The 15,161-nt window shown below is 62.0% G+C and carries 13 protein-coding genes; 10 read left to right on the top strand and 3 right to left on the bottom strand.

The genetic code is table 11. The features are described from left to right. Nucleotides 1-83: 83 nt before the first annotated feature. Both WBF69_RS08085 and WBF69_RS08080 read right to left on the bottom strand, forming a co-directional pair. Nucleotides 84-809 carry a FadR/GntR family transcriptional regulator gene (locus WBF69_RS08085; RefSeq protein ID WP_424263009.1) on the bottom strand — a complete coding sequence of 242 codons (726 nt, stop codon included), beginning with the start codon at nt 807-809 and terminating at the stop codon, nt 84-86. A 62-nt stretch (nt 810-871) separates the two neighbouring features. Beyond that, on the bottom strand, nt 872-2,146 hold the full coding sequence (locus WBF69_RS08080; RefSeq protein ID WP_424263007.1) for a glucarate dehydratase family protein: 1,275 nt from the start codon (nt 2,144-2,146) through the stop codon (nt 872-874). Nucleotides 2,147-2,438: 292 nt separating this feature from the next. On the opposite strand from WBF69_RS08080, the gene WBF69_RS08075 reads away from it, so the two are divergent. The 9 genes from WBF69_RS08075 (at nt 2,439) to WBF69_RS08035 (ending at nt 12,044) form a co-directional block, all read left to right on the top strand. After that, complete coding sequence (locus tag WBF69_RS08075) at nt 2,439-3,620, top strand: L-talarate/galactarate dehydratase (RefSeq protein ID WP_424263005.1); 1,182 nt, start codon at nt 2,439-2,441, stop codon at nt 3,618-3,620. 69 nt (nt 3,621-3,689) lie between these two features. After that, entirely contained in the window at nt 3,690-4,664 is a 975-nt protein-coding gene (locus tag WBF69_RS08070; protein ID WP_424263003.1) for a tripartite tricarboxylate transporter substrate binding protein, read from the top strand. A 107-nt stretch (nt 4,665-4,771) separates the two neighbouring features. Further along, entirely contained in the window at nt 4,772-5,248 is a 477-nt protein-coding gene (locus WBF69_RS08065; RefSeq protein WP_424263002.1) for a tripartite tricarboxylate transporter TctB family protein, read from the top strand. An 11-nt stretch (nt 5,249-5,259) separates the two neighbouring features. Then, complete coding sequence (locus WBF69_RS08060) at nt 5,260-6,750, top strand: tripartite tricarboxylate transporter permease (RefSeq protein ID WP_424263000.1); 1,491 nt, start codon at nt 5,260-5,262, stop codon at nt 6,748-6,750. A 320-nt stretch (nt 6,751-7,070) separates the two neighbouring features. Then, nucleotides 7,071-8,243, top strand: a complete 1,173-nt coding sequence (locus WBF69_RS08055; RefSeq protein ID WP_424262998.1) for an ABC transporter substrate-binding protein — start codon at nt 7,071-7,073, stop codon at nt 8,241-8,243. Nucleotides 8,244-8,311: 68 nt separating this feature from the next. Continuing rightward, nucleotides 8,312-9,391, top strand: coding sequence for an ABC transporter ATP-binding protein (locus WBF69_RS08050; RefSeq protein ID WP_424262996.1), 1,080 nt, complete (start codon nt 8,312-8,314; stop codon nt 9,389-9,391). After that, complete coding sequence (locus WBF69_RS08045; RefSeq protein ID WP_424262994.1) at nt 9,388-10,263, top strand: ABC transporter permease; 876 nt, start codon at nt 9,388-9,390, stop codon at nt 10,261-10,263. Before WBF69_RS08050 ends, WBF69_RS08045 begins: the two co-directional genes overlap by 4 nt. 5 nt (nt 10,264-10,268) lie before the next feature. Next, complete coding sequence (locus WBF69_RS08040) at nt 10,269-11,135, top strand: ABC transporter permease (RefSeq protein ID WP_424262992.1); 867 nt, start codon at nt 10,269-10,271, stop codon at nt 11,133-11,135. 15 nt (nt 11,136-11,150) lie between these two features. Beyond that, on the top strand, nt 11,151-12,044 hold the full coding sequence (locus WBF69_RS08035; RefSeq protein ID WP_424262990.1) for an aldose epimerase: 894 nt from the start codon (nt 11,151-11,153) through the stop codon (nt 12,042-12,044). Nucleotides 12,045-12,166: 122 nt separating this feature from the next. Here the strand turns inward: WBF69_RS08035 and WBF69_RS08030 are convergent, their stop codons facing one another. Beyond that, nucleotides 12,167-13,357 carry an L-talarate/galactarate dehydratase gene (locus WBF69_RS08030; RefSeq protein WP_424262988.1) on the bottom strand — a complete coding sequence of 397 codons (1,191 nt, stop codon included), beginning with the start codon at nt 13,355-13,357 and terminating at the stop codon, nt 12,167-12,169. Nucleotides 13,358-13,591: 234 nt separating this feature from the next. On the opposite strand from WBF69_RS08030, the gene WBF69_RS08025 reads away from it, so the two are divergent. Further along, entirely contained in the window at nt 13,592-15,160 is a 1,569-nt protein-coding gene (locus WBF69_RS08025; protein WP_424262986.1) for an aldehyde dehydrogenase (NADP(+)), read from the top strand. The last annotated feature ends 1 nt before the right edge of the window (nt 15,161 follow it).

Raw genomic sequence — 15,161 nt, 5'->3', positions numbered from 1 at the left:
TGATCAGGACAGCACCGCCGTTCTGATCACAGGTATGACGACACACGAATGAAGGAGAAGCAAGCGCCCGGGAATCGAGTCGGCTACGCCACGGATTCCTGCGCTTTTCGCAGCCGCTCGCGGCTGTTTGCCAAGTGCGTGCGCATGGCCGCCCTGGCGGCATCCGAGTCCTTGCGGGCGATGGCGTTATAGATATCTTCGTGTTCCACATGCACGCGTTCCAGGTAGCGGACGCGATCATCGTCGGCCAAGGCGGCGGAATCCACCCGCGTCCGAGGAATGATCGTCTTGCCTAGCTGCTTGAGGATGTCGTGGAAATAGCGATTGCCGGTAGCGGTGGCTACCAGCAGGTGAAACGCCACATCCGACACGACGGCATTGCCGGTTTTCTTATAAATGCTGGCGGCGAATTCATCCAGAGCGGCCCGCAACTGCTGCAGATGGGCTTCGGTGCGCCGCAAGGCAGCCAGGCCGGCGGCTTCTGTTTCCAGACTGATCCGCAATTCCAGGATCGCCATGACATCCAGCATGGTCAGGATGTTTTCCGTGCGGATGCGCAGGTGCTGCTCGTTTTGCGGTTCCAGCAGAAAGGTGCCGATGCCATGCCGGGTCTCGACCAGACCCGCGGCCTGCAGCCGGGAAATGGCCTCGCGGATGACCGTGCGGCTGACCCCGAAGGATTCCATCAATTCGGATTCGGTGGGCAGCTTTTCACCGACGTGAAACTCGCCATTGCGGATCCGCTCGGATAAAGCCGTCACCACATTCTGAGTCAAGCTACGCGAACGCCGAACAGGAGCAGTGGCCATGATGGAGATCACATTGAGGTTTAGAGAACGGTCATCATACTTCAATAGCTCATGGAGACCGCCTAGAATCGGGGCGCCTTGCCGGTCCAGTCAGGCTGGTATTTACGCATCTGAGCCGCGTCATTTCGCGACCGGATGCCGCAGGCAAGGTATTGTTGATGCAGCCGCTCCAGCGCGTCTTGATCGATCTCAAGACCCAGACCGGGCGCATCCCCCAACACGAAAGCGCCGTCCTGAAAACGCAGCTGACCGCCGACCACGACTTCCTCGTCCGGGTCCAGCCACGGATAATGCGTGTCGCAGGCGTAGCTGAGCAAGGGCACGCTGGCGGCGACATGCGCCATCGCCACCAGGCTGATGCCCAAGTGGGAATTGGAATGCATGGACAGGCCTAAACCAAAGGTCTCGCACATCCGCGCCAGCAACTGCGTGTCACGCAGACCTCCCCAGTAATGGTGATCCGACAAGATGATCTGGCAACCCTGCGCCATCGTATTCGCACGGAACTGGGCGAGGTCCGTCACGACCATATTGGTTGCCAGCGGCATGCCGGTCGCCTGGTGCAAGGCGGCCATGTCGGCCAGCGTCGGGCAGGGGTCCTCGTAGTATTCCAACAGACCGTCCAACTGCTTGCCGACATCGATCGCCGTATCCAAGGCCCAGTTGCCATTGGGGTCGATGCGCAGCGGCATGCCGGGAAAGCGATCCGCCAAGGCCTGGATGCAGGCGACTTCTTCCTGCGGCGTCAGCACCCCGGCCTTGAGCTTGATGCTCTTGAATCCATGACGAGCGATCATGGTCTCGGCCTGGGCGACCAGCTGCGCCGGCGTCAGGGCCTCGCCCCAGGCGTCATCCGGGTAATCTGCATCGACATGCCGCGCATACTTGAAGAACAGATAGGCGCTGAACGGCACGGCGTCGCGCACCCGCCCGCCCAGCAGATCCACCAGCGGCATGCCCAGATAACGGGCCTGCATATCCAGAAAGGCGACTTCAAAGGCCGAGTAGAGCTTCTGCACGTTCTTGGCGGGGTCGGTGCCCGGCGCCAGGGTAAAGGCCGTGTTGTCGCTGACGCGCGTCTGGTCGACCACCTGCTGGACACGCCGCCGCAAACCGTTGAGATCGAAGGGGTTCATCCCCGCCAGCAAGGGGACCAGCGCGTGCAAGAGATCCAGCACGGGCGCATCTCCGTAGGTTTCCCCCAGACCGATGTGCCCTGTGTCGCTTTCCAGCTCGATGATGGTGCGCAAGGCATAGGGCTCATGGATGCCGGCAGCGTTCAGCAGCGGCGGATCCTTGAAAGCAATCGGGGTAATCTTGACTGACGACAGATGCATGATCGATCCGAAAAAGGGAGACAGGAGACGGGTGAATACGCTCTGAACAGATTTATATCACAGTTGTACGACATAACAACTGTATATCACCCCATCAAAATAACTGATCAGGGAATTCCCCTAAAATTTTATAAAAATATAATTTTTATATTAAAAATCAATTATTTATATATTTCCAGCAGGTCAATTTTTCCAGTTTCAAAAGCCCTGAAACCCATGCCAGTTGTCGAAAAAATAAACTGGTTATACGATGACATATAAAGACTGATCCTCATCAGGAGTGCTTTTGGCTATGTCTCTCAACACAGCTGACCAAGCCCTCGTTTCGCAAACCGATGTCCGCAGCGATGTCGTGCGCGAGGCCCAGGTTTCCTTGATCCGACTGCCCCTGCCCCGCCCTATCAGCGACGCCAAGGTACTGACCGGGCGGCAAAGACCTCTGACCGACGTCGCTCTGATCTTCGTGCGTCTGCAGACGCACGACGGGCACGAGGGCCTAGGATTCAGCTACACCCTGCGCACCGGCGGCGGCGCACTGTACGAACTGGCCCGCGAGATCGCGCCCCTGCTGATCGGCGAGAATCCCGACGATATTTCCGCGCTCTGGAGCAAACTGGCTTGGGCGCTGGCCTCGATCGGCCAAAGCGGATTGGCGATGCACGCCATCGCCCCGTTCGACATCGCCCTATGGGATCTCAAGGCCCGGCGATCCGGCTTGCCGCTGTCCCGCCTGCTGGGCGCGCGGCGGGAATCCCTGCCCGTCTACAACACATCCGGCGGCTATCTGTCCACGCCGCTGGATCAGGTGCTGGACAATATCGACGTCTCTCTGGCTGCCGGGATCGGCGGCATCAAGATCAAGGTCGGGCAGCCCGATCTGGATCTCGACCTGAAGCGCCTGCACGCCATCCGGACGAAACTGGGGGATGCCATCCCCCTGATGGTGGACGCCAACCAGCAATGGGATCGTGCCGCCGCCCTGCAAGCCAGCCGGCGGATGGCACCCTTCGGCCTGACCTGGATCGAAGAGCCGCTGGATACCTACGACCATCAGGGCTATGCCGCGCTGGCGGCTGCCAGCGCCACCCCCTTGTCGACCGGCGAGATGCTCAGCAGCCGGCGCGAACACGAAGCATTGCTGGACAACTGCGCCATCGGCTTTCTTCAGCCGGACGCCCCCCGCATCGGCGGCATCACCCCGTTTCTGCAGGTGATGGACCTGGCGGCGCAACGCGGCATGGGGCTTGCGCCGCATTTCGTGATGGAAATCCACGTTCATCTGGCCGCAGCCTATCCCGATTCGAGCGACCCCTGGATCGAACATTTCGACTGGCTACGCCCTTTATTCAATGAAGACCTTCGTATCCAGCAAGGCCGCATCCAGGTGCCCACCCTGCCCGGATTGGGGTTGAGCCTGAGCGAACAGGCCACACGCTGGACCACCGCCCAATCGGACTGCCGGCAGCCCCCCTGAACCACCACGCTCATTCAAAACCAAAGCTTTCCACCCCTACCCAGCAGCACCCACTCGAGGAGAAGAGACATGACCCCCATCCGACACTATGCCCTCGGCACCCTGATTGCCGCCCTGACTGCAGCTCTCCCGCTGGCCTCTCAGGCTGCCGATGCATGGCCCAGCAAACCCATTCAGGTCGTCGTCCCGGCAGGCGCTGGCGGCGACACCGATTTCAACGCCCGCACCATGGCCCGGTACTTTGAAAAGATGACGGGCACCACGATGATCGTCACCAATATGAACGGCGGCGGCGGCACCATGGCGATGAACAAGGTGCAAACCGCTCAACCGGACGGCAACACGATGCTGTTCGGCCATATCGGATTCCTGATCGTCAACGAGGTCTCGGGCCTGATCGACTATAAGTTCGATGACAAACTGGCCATCTCCAGCATTCCCGCCGTCGACAAGAGCGTGGTGCTCGTCGCGGGCAAGGAATCCGGTCTGAAAACCGTCGGCGACGTCGTGTCCAAATCCAAGGCCGCCGAGGGGTCCGTCATCTACGGCACGGAATTCGGCGGCTTTTCCCACCTGCAAGGGCTGATGTTCCAGAAAGCAGCCGGCATCACGATGAAGTTCGTCGACGTCGGCTCGGCATCCGACAAGATCACCTCGCTGCTGGGCGGGCGCATCGGTCTGGCCTCGATCTCCTACGGCGCGGTGCAGGATTATCAAAAAACCGGCGACATGGCCATGGTGGCCCAGTACAGCAGCACGCCCAATCCCCTGCTGGGCGACATCAAGACCTTCGACGAACAGGGCATCAAGCTGGACATGACCAAGCCTTACGTCATTGCCTTTCCAAAGGGCACGGACCCGGCCATCGTGAAGAAAATGTCCGACATCATGGAAAAGATCACCCAGGACCCTGGCTACGCCAAGGCGCTGGAAGACGGCTTCAAGCAGCCGGTCACTTTCTATCCCACCGATGCCGCCGTCCAGAAGCTCAATGAAATCCGCACCGATCTGATGCAGTACAAGGACCTGCTGCGACAACGCTAAGCCGCTGCGCACGCCCAGCGCCCGCCGCAACCGCCCTACCGGCGGCGCGGGCGCAGCATCGGGAGCGCAGCTCCCGCCCTCCTTCCAGATTTCGGAACCCTATGCTTATGGACAGGCTTAAAAAGCGCGAATTCATCGTCGGCGCCATCATGCTGGCATCCGGCCTGGGATACATGACCCTGACCAGCCAGATCCCGCACGTCAAGAATCAGTATGGCTTCGTGGATGCATCTTTCGTCCCCTACGTGCTCAGCCTCATCATGTGTCTGCTGGGCATCCTGCAGCTGGCGACAGCCAGAAACATGGCGGCCAGCGAGACGGATCAGGAAGCCCGGACCGATCAGCGGACCGTCTTCAAGACCATCGCCCTGATCGTCGCCTACGTGGCTCTTCTGGAGCCGGTCGGGTTCCTGCTGTCGACCGTCGCCTACTTGGTGATCCAGTTCACCATGCTGACCCCCGCCGCCAAGAAACCGAACCTGCCCCTGTACGCGCTGATCGCCGTGCTGACGTCCGGCATCACCTATGCCATTTTCAGATATGCCTTCGACATGGTGCTGCCCGCCGGCATCTTCGGGTTCTAGGAGAGCTCCTCATGCTATCCATGCTTCAGCAAGGCCTCGACGCGGTCTTCACCTTCCAGGTCTTCGGACTGGTGCTGTTCGGCACCATCGTCGGCATCATTTTCGGAGCGATCCCCGGCCTGACCTCGACCATGGCGGTCGCCCTGTTCCTGCCCATCACCTACACCCTGAGTCCCGGCGCCGGCATCTCGCTGCTGGTCGCCCTGTTCGTAGGCGGCACATCCGGCGGCCTGATTTCAGCGATTTTGCTGAAGATCCCCGGCACGCCGTCTTCCATCGCCACCACATTCGACGGCGCCCCGATGATGGAAAAAGGCGAGGCCGTCAAAGCGCTGGGCGCAGGCATCGTGTTTTCCTTTCTCGGCACGATATTCAGCATCGCCGCCCTGGTGTTCATCGCCCCGACACTGGCCAAGGTCGCCCTGAAATTCGGGCCGCATGAATACTTTGCCATCGCCGTTTTTTCCCTGACCCTGATCGCGACGCTGGCCAGCGGATCCATGATCAAGGGCATTTTTTCCGGCGTCGTGGGTTTCGCGTTTGCCACGGTCGGCATCGCGCCGGTGGACGCCATCACCCGGTTTACCTTTGGCTACGCCGACCTGAACGGCGGCTTCCAGATCCTGACCGTGCTGATCGGTCTGTTCGCCATCTCGGAAATCATCAAGGTCGCTGAAACCGTCAAGCACGAGCAAAAGGCATCCATCGGCGTCATCAGTATGAAAAACGTCAAGGGATTCGGTTTTTCCCTGCAGGAATTTTTCGGCCAGACCGGAAATTTCATCCGCTCCTCGGTGATCGGCACCAGCATCGGCATCCTGCCCGGCATCGGCGGCGGCACCTCGAACATCGTGTCCTATATCGTCGCCAAGAACCGATCCAAGCATCCGGAAAAATTCGGCACGGGCATCATGGACGGCGTGGTCGCATCAGAAACCGCAAACAACGCGTCCATCGGCGGCGCGATGGTGCCCTTGCTGACGCTGGGCATTCCGGGCGATGCGGTAACCGCCGTCATGTTGGGCGGCTTCATGATTCAAGGCATCCAACCCGGTCCCCTGCTGTTCGTGACCCAGGGCGCGCTGGTCTATACGATCTTTGTCGCCCTGGTCCTGTCCACCATCATGATGCTGGTGTGCGAATTCTACGGCCTGCGCATCTTCATCAAGCTGCTGGCCGTGCCCAAACACATCCTGCTGCCCATCATCCTGGTCCTGTGCGTCGTGGGCGCCTTCGGTCTGGGCAACAGCATGTTCGATGTCTGGACCATCCTGCTGTTCGGCCTGATCGGCTATGGTTTCCTGAAAGTCGGCATCAGCCTGCCCCCTTTCATCATCGGCTTCATCCTGGGACCCATGGCGGAAACCAATCTGCGTCGGGGACTGCAATTGTCCGACGGCAATTTCACCGGATTCCTGAGCAACCCGATCTCGGCCACTTTCCTGGCCCTGTCGCTGGCCTCGATACTCTGGAGCCTGTATCAATCGCGACAACCTCGCTGAACTCGATCGGCGCCCCCGGCCAAGAGACTTCCTGCCGGGGGCGCCAGACTGCGCACCGACGATGTCATACAACAAGAAAATATCCAGAATTGAATTCATCCCTGCTTATTAGGGAATATACTGATATTTCGGCAGGAATCAGAAAATATATTCATAATCAATTACTTGCAGGAGAAACACAACGATAGAGCCTGTTGCTTCCCTGGATGAACGAAAAAATCTCCTGTTCGGATACCGATCTAAGTTATATGATGACTTATAAGGAAGGACCGATAAACCGACCTTTACCCTAACCGGTGAATACCCAAGGAGACAAACCCATGAAAAGCAATCAGCAGACCACGCTGCCAGTGCGATTTCACGCACTGGCAGGCGCCCTGGCGCTGGCATGCGCCGCTTTTTCGGCGCATGCCGCCCCCGTCGCGCTCAATATCGTGGACGTGGCCGGCAATCTGGCCGTGACGCAAAAGGCGTTGGAAGCCTTCCGCGACCAGAACCCGGATCTGGTGTCCAGCATGACCTTTACCAATGCGCCGGCGCCGCAGATTCCGGGCAAGATCAAGGCCATGCAAAACGCCAAGCGTGCGGATATCGACCTGGTGCTGACCGGCACCGACGCTCTGGCTGCAGGCATCGAACAGGATCTGTGGCTCAAGCTGCTGCCCGACCACCAGGATAAGTTCAAGGACATCCTGACCAAATACCACCGCAATGCCGCCCGCATGCAGGAACTGGCCAAAGGCTACGGCCTGGAAGTCAGCTTCATGCAATCCGGTCCGCTGCTGGAATACAACCCGGACAAAGTCAAGAATCCGCCCAAGACCCCCGCTGAACTGCTGGCCTGGTGCCAGGCCAACCCAGGCCAGTTCCTGTATGCCCGTCCCGCCAATTCCGGGCCGGGCCGCACCTTCCTGATGGGCCTGCCCTATCTGTTGGGCGACAAGGATCCCTATGATCCCATCAATGGCTGGGACAACACCTGGAAGTTCCTGAAAGAACTGAACGAATGCGTGCCCTACTATCCGGGCGGCACCTCGGCGGTGATGAAAGAACTGGGCCAGGGCAGCCGCACCATGACGGCGACCGTCACGGGCTGGGACATCAATCCGCGCGCCCTGGGCATCGTGCCGGCAGACTTCAAGATCCAGGCCTTTGAAAACTTCACCTGGGTCAATGACGCTCACTACATGGTCATCCCCAAAGGCGTGTCCCCGGAAAAGCAGGAAGTCCTGTTCAAGCTGATGGATTTCATGATGCAGCCCAAGCAGCAGGCCATGACCTACGATTCCGGCTACTTCTATCCCGGCCCGGCCATTCGCGACGTCCCGCTATCCGCCGCGCCCAAGGAAAGCCAGGAGATCATCGAAAAATACGGTCGTCCTGAATACGAGGAACTGACGGCCCGCCGCCCCAGCGCCGTGCCGCTGGACGCCAAGGCGATGGTGGAAGCCTTCCATAAATGGGATACCGATATCGGCGCCCTGAAGAAGTAAGCCCGCCTGATGAACCCGCCCGCCCCTGACGGGTGCGGGCGGCCTGTCTTTCCCCTGGATTTTGCGATATGAATGAATCTTTCCAACAGCTGCGGCTAGACGGCGTCGGGCGGCAATACCCCACGGCATCCGGTTCGACGGTCGCCGCCCTGAGCGACCTCAGCCTGGACATCCAGCGGGGCGAATTCATCGCTCTGCTGGGCCCATCCGGCTGCGGCAAATCGACGGCGCTGAACTGCCTGGCGGGTCTGGCCGAACTGAGTTCGGGCAGCATCTGGCTGGACGACACCCGTATCGACGTGCTGCCGCCCGAGCGGCGCGGCTTCGGAATGGTATTTCAGAACTATGCTCTGTTTCCGCACATGTCGGTCCGCGACAACGTCGGCTTCGGCCTGCGCATGCGGGGCACACCCAAAACGGAAATCGCCCAACGGGTCAAGTCAGCGCTGACCCTGGTGCAACTGGAAGGCCACGAAGGCAAGCTGCCCGGCCAGCTGTCTGGCGGACAACAGCAGCGCGTAGCCATCGCGCGCGCTATCGTCATCGAACCGCCCGTCATCCTGATGGATGAACCCCTGTCGAATCTGGACGCCAAGCTGCGCGTGGAAATGCGCGCAGAGATCCGCCGCATCCACCGCCAGCTGGAACGCGCCACGATCTACGTCACTCACGACCAGGACGAGGCGCTATCGATGGCCGACCGCATCGTCGTCATGCGCGCCGGCAGCGTCCAGCAAGTCGGCACCCCGCGCGAGGTCTATGGTCAGCCCCGCAATCTGCACGTGGCGCGCTTCATGGGGTACCGCAACGTCCTCACGTTCCAGGTCACGCACCTGGAAGCCGACCGGATCACCGTCAGCCAGCAGCAGATTTCGCTGCACGGCACCGCCCTGTCCGTGCCGACCGGCACCCAGACCGTGGCTGTCGCCATACGACCCGATGATTTCGAGATCGCCGGCGACCGCCAGACCAACTGCATCGACGCCACCGTCCGGCACCTTGAATTCGGCGGTCGCAGTTCCCTGTTGGTCGTCACCAGCAGCATCGGCGAATTGTTCGTGCGCTTGAGCGGGGATTTTCAGCCCGGCGACCAGATTCGCCTGCACATTCCCGCCGATCGCGTCCTGGCCTATGCGGAGGCGGCATGAGCACCGCAGACCTTGCCCTGGCGCCCAGGGGGGATCGGCGCGGCTGGCTGGCCGCCCCAGCCACGGTGGTGCTGCTGGCCTTATTCGTGTATCCGTTTCTCTATGGGGTCGTGATTTCCTTCCAGCCCATGGAAGGCGGCAGCATCTGGTCCAACTATCTGCATTTCTTCACGACGTCGACAGAATGGGGGACCTTGTGGACGACCTTCAAGCTGGCTGCGCCCGCAACCCTGATCAATATCGGGATGGCCGTGCCGGTCGCCTTTTCCCTGCGCCGCAACAGCCGTAAACAGCGCATCGTCACCACCATTCTGGTCATCCCCATTACGCTAGGCACGGTGCTGATCGCCGACGGCATGCTGACGTTCTACAGCCCGGTGGGCTGGTTCTCGCAATTCGTTCAGGGCCTGCATCTGTACAACCAGGAAGTCCGCCTGACACACAATTACTGGGGGGTGCTGATTTCCCTGGTGATCTCGGACTTTCCTTTCGTCTTCCTGCTGACTCTGTCCTATATCTCCGGGATCGACCCCACCCTGGCCAAGGCAGCCGGCACGCTGGGCGCGAGTCCCTGGCAGCAGTTTCGCCTGATCTACCTGCCTTTGCTGGTGCCGGGGCTGAGCATGGCAGCCGCCCTGTCCTTCGTGCAGACGTTCGCCGTCTTTCCGTCGGCCATCCTGCTGGGCGCGCCGGCAGGCCCGACACGCGTGATTTCCATCGCCGCGTACGAGGCGGCCTTTGAAAAGTACGACTACGGCATGGCCTCGGCCATCGCCATCGTCATGGGGTTTGCGCAGTTGCTGATCGTCTGCGCGATCTTCGCATTCCGGCGGGCCTTCTATACCGGTCCGGCCACCAGCGGCAAAGGGTGATACACATGCAATCCACTACACACGCAGCCCATGCGGCCCAGCGACGCTGGGGCTGGCTCTGGCGCGCCACGGTCTGGACGGTCATGGGATTCTTCCTGCTGAACGTCGTCTTCATGATCCTCACCGTGATGGTCAATTCCGTCGCCACCCGCTGGTTCGGCACCCTGCTGCCCGAAGGCTTCACGCTGGACTGGTACGGTCGCGCCTGGGATGAATTCCAGTTGGCCCACATCCTGGTCGTCACCCTGCAGGTCGTCGCCGCAGTGGTGATCCTGGCCATCGTGCTGGGCGTGCCGGCGGCCTATGCGCTGGCCCGTGCCCGTTTCCCCGGCAAGCGACTGGTGATGCTGCTGATCATCATCCCCATGCTGGTGCCACCCGTCACCTACGGGATCCCCATGGCCACGGCCATGTATCAAATCGGCGTGGGCGGCACGCTGGCCGGCGTCATTCTGTCCAACCTGGTGCCCGCCCTGCCCTTCGTGATCCTGGTGATGACGCCCTTCATCGAACAGATCGATCCCGGCCTGGAATCCGCCGCCCGCATCTTCGGCGCCAATACCTTTCAGTATTTCCGCCATGTGCTGGCCCCCTTGCTGGTGCCGGGCATGCTGGCCGCCGGCCTGTTGGTGCTGGTCCGCACCATCAGTCTGTTCGAGCTGACCTTCTTCACCGCCGGACCCGATTCCCAGACGCTGGTGGTGGCGCTGTATTACGCCGTGTTCTCGACGGGCGTACGAGCGCCGCAGGCCATCGACGCCATGGCCATGATCTACATGGCCATCACCATGGTCTGGGTGTTGATCGCCCTGCGCTTCGTCAGCCCGACCCAACTGGTCAGCCGGGTCAAGGAAGCCCCGCGTGAAGCGTGAGCCAGGCACATCGGCATGATGCCTGATCACATGGACGCCAACCCGCAGCAATGCCTGACCCTGACGCAAGGGCCGCATCGACTGCGGGTGGGGCCTGCCGCCGGCGGTCGCATTCTGGACTGGATCAGCGAACTGCCCGGCGGCCCACGCGACTGGCTGGTGCCGATCCAGGCGCAGGCATGGCCGGCGCATGAGTGGCCCAAAGGCGGCCTGTTTCCTCTGTCGCCGTTTTCCAATCGCATTCGTAACGCCCGCCTGCACTGGGCGGACCGCGAGATCCGGATCCAGCCCCTGCACGGACAGGCGCATGCCTTGCACGGGCAGGCTCAGCGCATGGCCTGGGATGTGCTGGACGCCACCGCCAGCCAGGCGACGCTGAGCACGCGGCTTCTGGCAGGAGAAGACGGCTGGCCCTGGGCCTGGTCGCTGCAGCAGACCATCCGGCTATCCGCTGACGGCCAGCTGGATATCGAACTGGCGCTGCGCAACGACGACACGCAGCCCATGCCTGCGGGCCTGGGCCTGCATCCCTATTTCACCGCCAGCAGCGTCCACACCCTGGCCGGCAAGGACTGGGCGCACGATCAGGAACTGGCCCTGTTCCCGCGCCCGAACCGCCAGACCCGCTGGCAGCGCAGCGATCACACCTGGACGACATTCCTGTCCGGCTGGCCGGGTCAGGCCGACATCATCTGGTCCGATGGGCCAGGCCTGACGCTGCAGGCCCGAGGTCCGCTGGATCATCTGGTGCTGCACTGCAATGCCGGACGCTATCTGTGCGTGGAGCCGGCCACCCACGTCTGCGACGCCGTGAATCTGGCTGCCGCCGGCATTCCAGGCACCGGCCTGCAAACACTGGCGCCAGGCGAGACGCTGACCGTCGGCATGACGCTCAGCATCAGGCCCTGATCCCCGGCCCACGACCTGCCTCGCGGTCCGGTCCGCGCCGACACGGGGTAGCCTCCCGGCAGCGACGCCAGAACAAGACGGGCGGCCCGCGAGCCGCCCGTCTTGTTCCCGCCATCAGTATGTCAGGGCAGCTTGCCGCATTCGGCGGTTTCCGTCGTCCAGGCCCGTGCCTGATCGCTCAGCGTGAAACCCAGCCCCGGACGATTGGGCACGTCCATGCGCCCATCCCGCATGATCAGGCGCTCATTGAACAGCGGCTCCAGCCATTCGAAGTGTTCCAGCCAGGGCTCGCGGGGGTAGGCCGCAGCCAGATGCAGGTGGATTTCCATGGCGAAGTGCGGCGCCATGCTCAGGCCATGATAATCCGCCAGCTGCATGATCTTCAGGAACTGGGTAATGCCGCCCACGCGAGGCGCATCCGGCTGGAAGAAGTCGGACGCATGCGCTTCGATCAGTTCCGCATGTTCCCGGAAGCTGGTCAACATCTCGCCAGTGGCGATCGGCGTGTCAAACGTGGCGGCCAGTGCGGCATGGCCCTGGACGTCATAGGCGTCCAGTGGTTCTTCGATCCAGGTCAGGCCGTACTGTTCCATCACGCGGCACATGCGGGTCGCCGTCATGCGATCCCATTGCTGATTGGCATCGACCATCAGCGGAAAGCTGTCGCCCAGTTTCTTGCGCACGGCATCGACCCGCTGCAGGTCGACGGCATGATCGGGATGGCCGACCTTGATTTTGATCCCCCCGATGCCGCTCGCCCGCGAGGCATCGACATTGTCCAGCACCTGATCCAGCGGCGTGGACAGGAAACCGCCCGAGGTGTTGTACAGGCGAACCGAATCCCGGTGCGCGCCCAGCAGTTTCGCCAGCGGCAAGCCGGCCCGCTTGGCCTTCATGTCCCACAGGGCCACATCGAACGGCGCAATGGCCTGAACCGTCAGGCCGCTGCGTCCAACCGACGCCCCCGCCCAGCAGAGCCGGTCCCAGTGCCGCTGAATATCGCTGGGATCCTCGCCCAGCAGCGTGGGGGCGATTTCCTTGGCATGAGCGTACATGCCCGGACCGCCCGCCCGCTTGGAATAGGCGAAGCCCAGGCCCTCATGTCCGTCGCGGGTGCGGATCTCGCAAAAGATCATGGCGACTTCGGTCAGGGGCTTCTGGCGACCGGTGAAAACCTTGGCGTCGCTGATGGGGGTGGGCAACGGCAGAAAGGCCAGGGAGAGTTTGATCCAGACAATACGGTCACTGCCGCCGTCGGAGACGGCAGCCACATGCGCAGGTTCGGAAAATGCAGCGGATTCTGGGCGAGACATGGGGGGCAATCCTCTTGAGAACACGATATCAACACAGGGATACAGCCCGCCCCGGAACACCCCGGACAGACCGAAAAAGATCACGACAGATATGATCTCTTGTTATCGAAGAAAGACAGGTCAGCCAGCAGCAACACTACAGACAAACTGTGGTTTTCCCCTGGATTTCCTTTCCTCAATAATGAGTTGTATGATAACTTACTTGTGAAAATTTTCCACCCCGGAGGTTCCCCTATGTCCATCACCGGCATGCAGCTTATCGGCAGCCAGAACGTCACCGGCGCCGGCCCTTCTTTTCAGGCCGTCAACCCGGCCACCGGCCAGGCGATCGCTCCGTCATGGGCCGGCGCGGATGATCGGCAGGTCGCCCAGGCCGTCGAGCTGGCGACCGCCGCCTTTGGATCCTATCGGGAAATTTCCCTGGAACAGCGCGCCGCCTTTCTGGAAGCCATTGCCCAGGCCATCCTGGATCTGGGCGACGAACTGATCGAACGCGCCATGCAGGAAACCGGCCTGCCCCGTCCTCGCCTGGAAGGCGAACGCGGACGCACCGCCAACCAGCTGCGACTGTTCGCCCGCGTCGTGCGCGATGGCGATTGGCTGGATGCCCGCATCGACCACGCCCAGCCGGAGCGCAAGCCCGCCCCTCGCAGCGACCTGCGCATGCGCCAGATTCCACTGGGGCCGGTAGCCGTCTTCGGATCGAGCAATTTCCCTCTGGCTTTTTCCGTGGCGGGCGGCGACACGGCGTCCGCCCTGGCCGCCGGCGCCCCGGTAGTAGTCAAGGCACACCCGGCTCACCCCGGCACATCGGAACTGGTGGGCCAGGCCATCCGCAGCGCCGTGCAGCAATGCGGTCTGCACGAAGGCGTGTTTTCCCTGCTGACCGGTCCCGGCATCGACCTGGGGCTGGCGCTGGTCCGCCATCCCGGCATCCAGGCCGTGGGCTTCACCGGCTCACGCCAAGGCGGCATCGCTTTGATGCAGGCCGCCGCCCAGCGCCCGGTACCGATCCCCGTCTATGCGGAAATGAGCAGCACCAACCCCGTCTATCTGCTACCCGGCGCTCTGGCGGCCCGCAGCGATGCGCTGGCGGATCAGTTTTCCGTCTCGCTGCTGGGCAGCGCCGGCCAGCTGTGCACCAATCCCGGCCTGGTGATCGCGTTGGATGGCCCGGATCTGGATCGTTTCATCGCTCGCACCACGCAGAACATCCAGGCGGCCCCGGTCGCCACCATGTTGACCACAGGCATCGCACAAGCCTACGAAAAAGGGGTCCAACGCCTGCTGGACCACCCGGATATTCAGGCCCTGGCGCGCGGCCAGGGCAGCGATGCGCCTGCGCCATGCCAGGCGAATCTGGCCGTCACCACGGCGCGCGGCTTCCTGGCCGACCCGGAACGTCTGGGCGCGGAAATCTTCGGCGCCAGTTCGCTCATCATCCGCTGCGCCGATGCCGATGAATTCCAGGCCATCGCCCTGGCGCTGGAAGGCCAACTGACCGCCACCCTGCATCTGGAACCCGGTGCCGACGCGGCGCTGGCGGCGCGCCTGATCCCCATTCTGGAACTGAAGGCCGGTCGCATCCTGGCCAACGGCTTTCCCACCGGTGTGGAAGTCTGCGATGCCATGGTGCACGGCGGCCCCTATCCGGCGACATCCGACAGTCGCACGACATCCGTTGGCACGCTGGCGATCCGCCGCTTCCTGCGCCCCGTCTGCTACCAGGACATCCCCGACACCCTGCTGCCCGCAGCCCTGCAAGCCGCCAATCCCTGGCATATTCCCCGTACCGAGCGTTGAA

This window comes from Castellaniella sp., assembly GCF_049673105.1.
Lineage (GTDB): Bacteria > Pseudomonadota > Gammaproteobacteria > Burkholderiales > Burkholderiaceae_B > Castellaniella.
This window is presented reverse-complemented; position numbering and strand designations above follow the sequence as displayed.

What these genes read in the sequence shown, in the direction of transcription:
- WBF69_RS08085 (WP_424263009.1), bottom strand. Translation starts at nt 809, where the DNA reads ATGGCCACTGCTCCTGTTCGGCGTTCGCGTAGCTTGACTCAGAATGTG.
- WBF69_RS08080 (WP_424263007.1), bottom strand. Translation starts at nt 2,146, where the DNA reads ATGCATCTGTCGTCAGTCAAGATTACCCCGATTGCTTTCAAGGATCCG.
- WBF69_RS08075 (WP_424263005.1), top strand. Translation starts at nt 2,439, where the DNA reads ATGTCTCTCAACACAGCTGACCAAGCCCTCGTTTCGCAAACCGATGTC.
- WBF69_RS08070 (WP_424263003.1), top strand. Translation starts at nt 3,690, where the DNA reads ATGACCCCCATCCGACACTATGCCCTCGGCACCCTGATTGCCGCCCTG.
- WBF69_RS08065 (WP_424263002.1), top strand. Translation starts at nt 4,772, where the DNA reads ATGGACAGGCTTAAAAAGCGCGAATTCATCGTCGGCGCCATCATGCTG.
- WBF69_RS08060 (WP_424263000.1), top strand. Translation starts at nt 5,260, where the DNA reads ATGCTATCCATGCTTCAGCAAGGCCTCGACGCGGTCTTCACCTTCCAG.
- WBF69_RS08055 (WP_424262998.1), top strand. Translation starts at nt 7,071, where the DNA reads ATGAAAAGCAATCAGCAGACCACGCTGCCAGTGCGATTTCACGCACTG.
- WBF69_RS08050 (WP_424262996.1), top strand. Translation starts at nt 8,312, where the DNA reads ATGAATGAATCTTTCCAACAGCTGCGGCTAGACGGCGTCGGGCGGCAA.
- WBF69_RS08045 (WP_424262994.1), top strand. Translation starts at nt 9,388, where the DNA reads ATGAGCACCGCAGACCTTGCCCTGGCGCCCAGGGGGGATCGGCGCGGC.
- WBF69_RS08040 (WP_424262992.1), top strand. Translation starts at nt 10,269, where the DNA reads ATGCAATCCACTACACACGCAGCCCATGCGGCCCAGCGACGCTGGGGC.
- WBF69_RS08035 (WP_424262990.1), top strand. Translation starts at nt 11,151, where the DNA reads ATGATGCCTGATCACATGGACGCCAACCCGCAGCAATGCCTGACCCTG.
- WBF69_RS08030 (WP_424262988.1), bottom strand. Translation starts at nt 13,357, where the DNA reads ATGTCTCGCCCAGAATCCGCTGCATTTTCCGAACCTGCGCATGTGGCT.
- WBF69_RS08025 (WP_424262986.1), top strand. Translation starts at nt 13,592, where the DNA reads ATGTCCATCACCGGCATGCAGCTTATCGGCAGCCAGAACGTCACCGGC.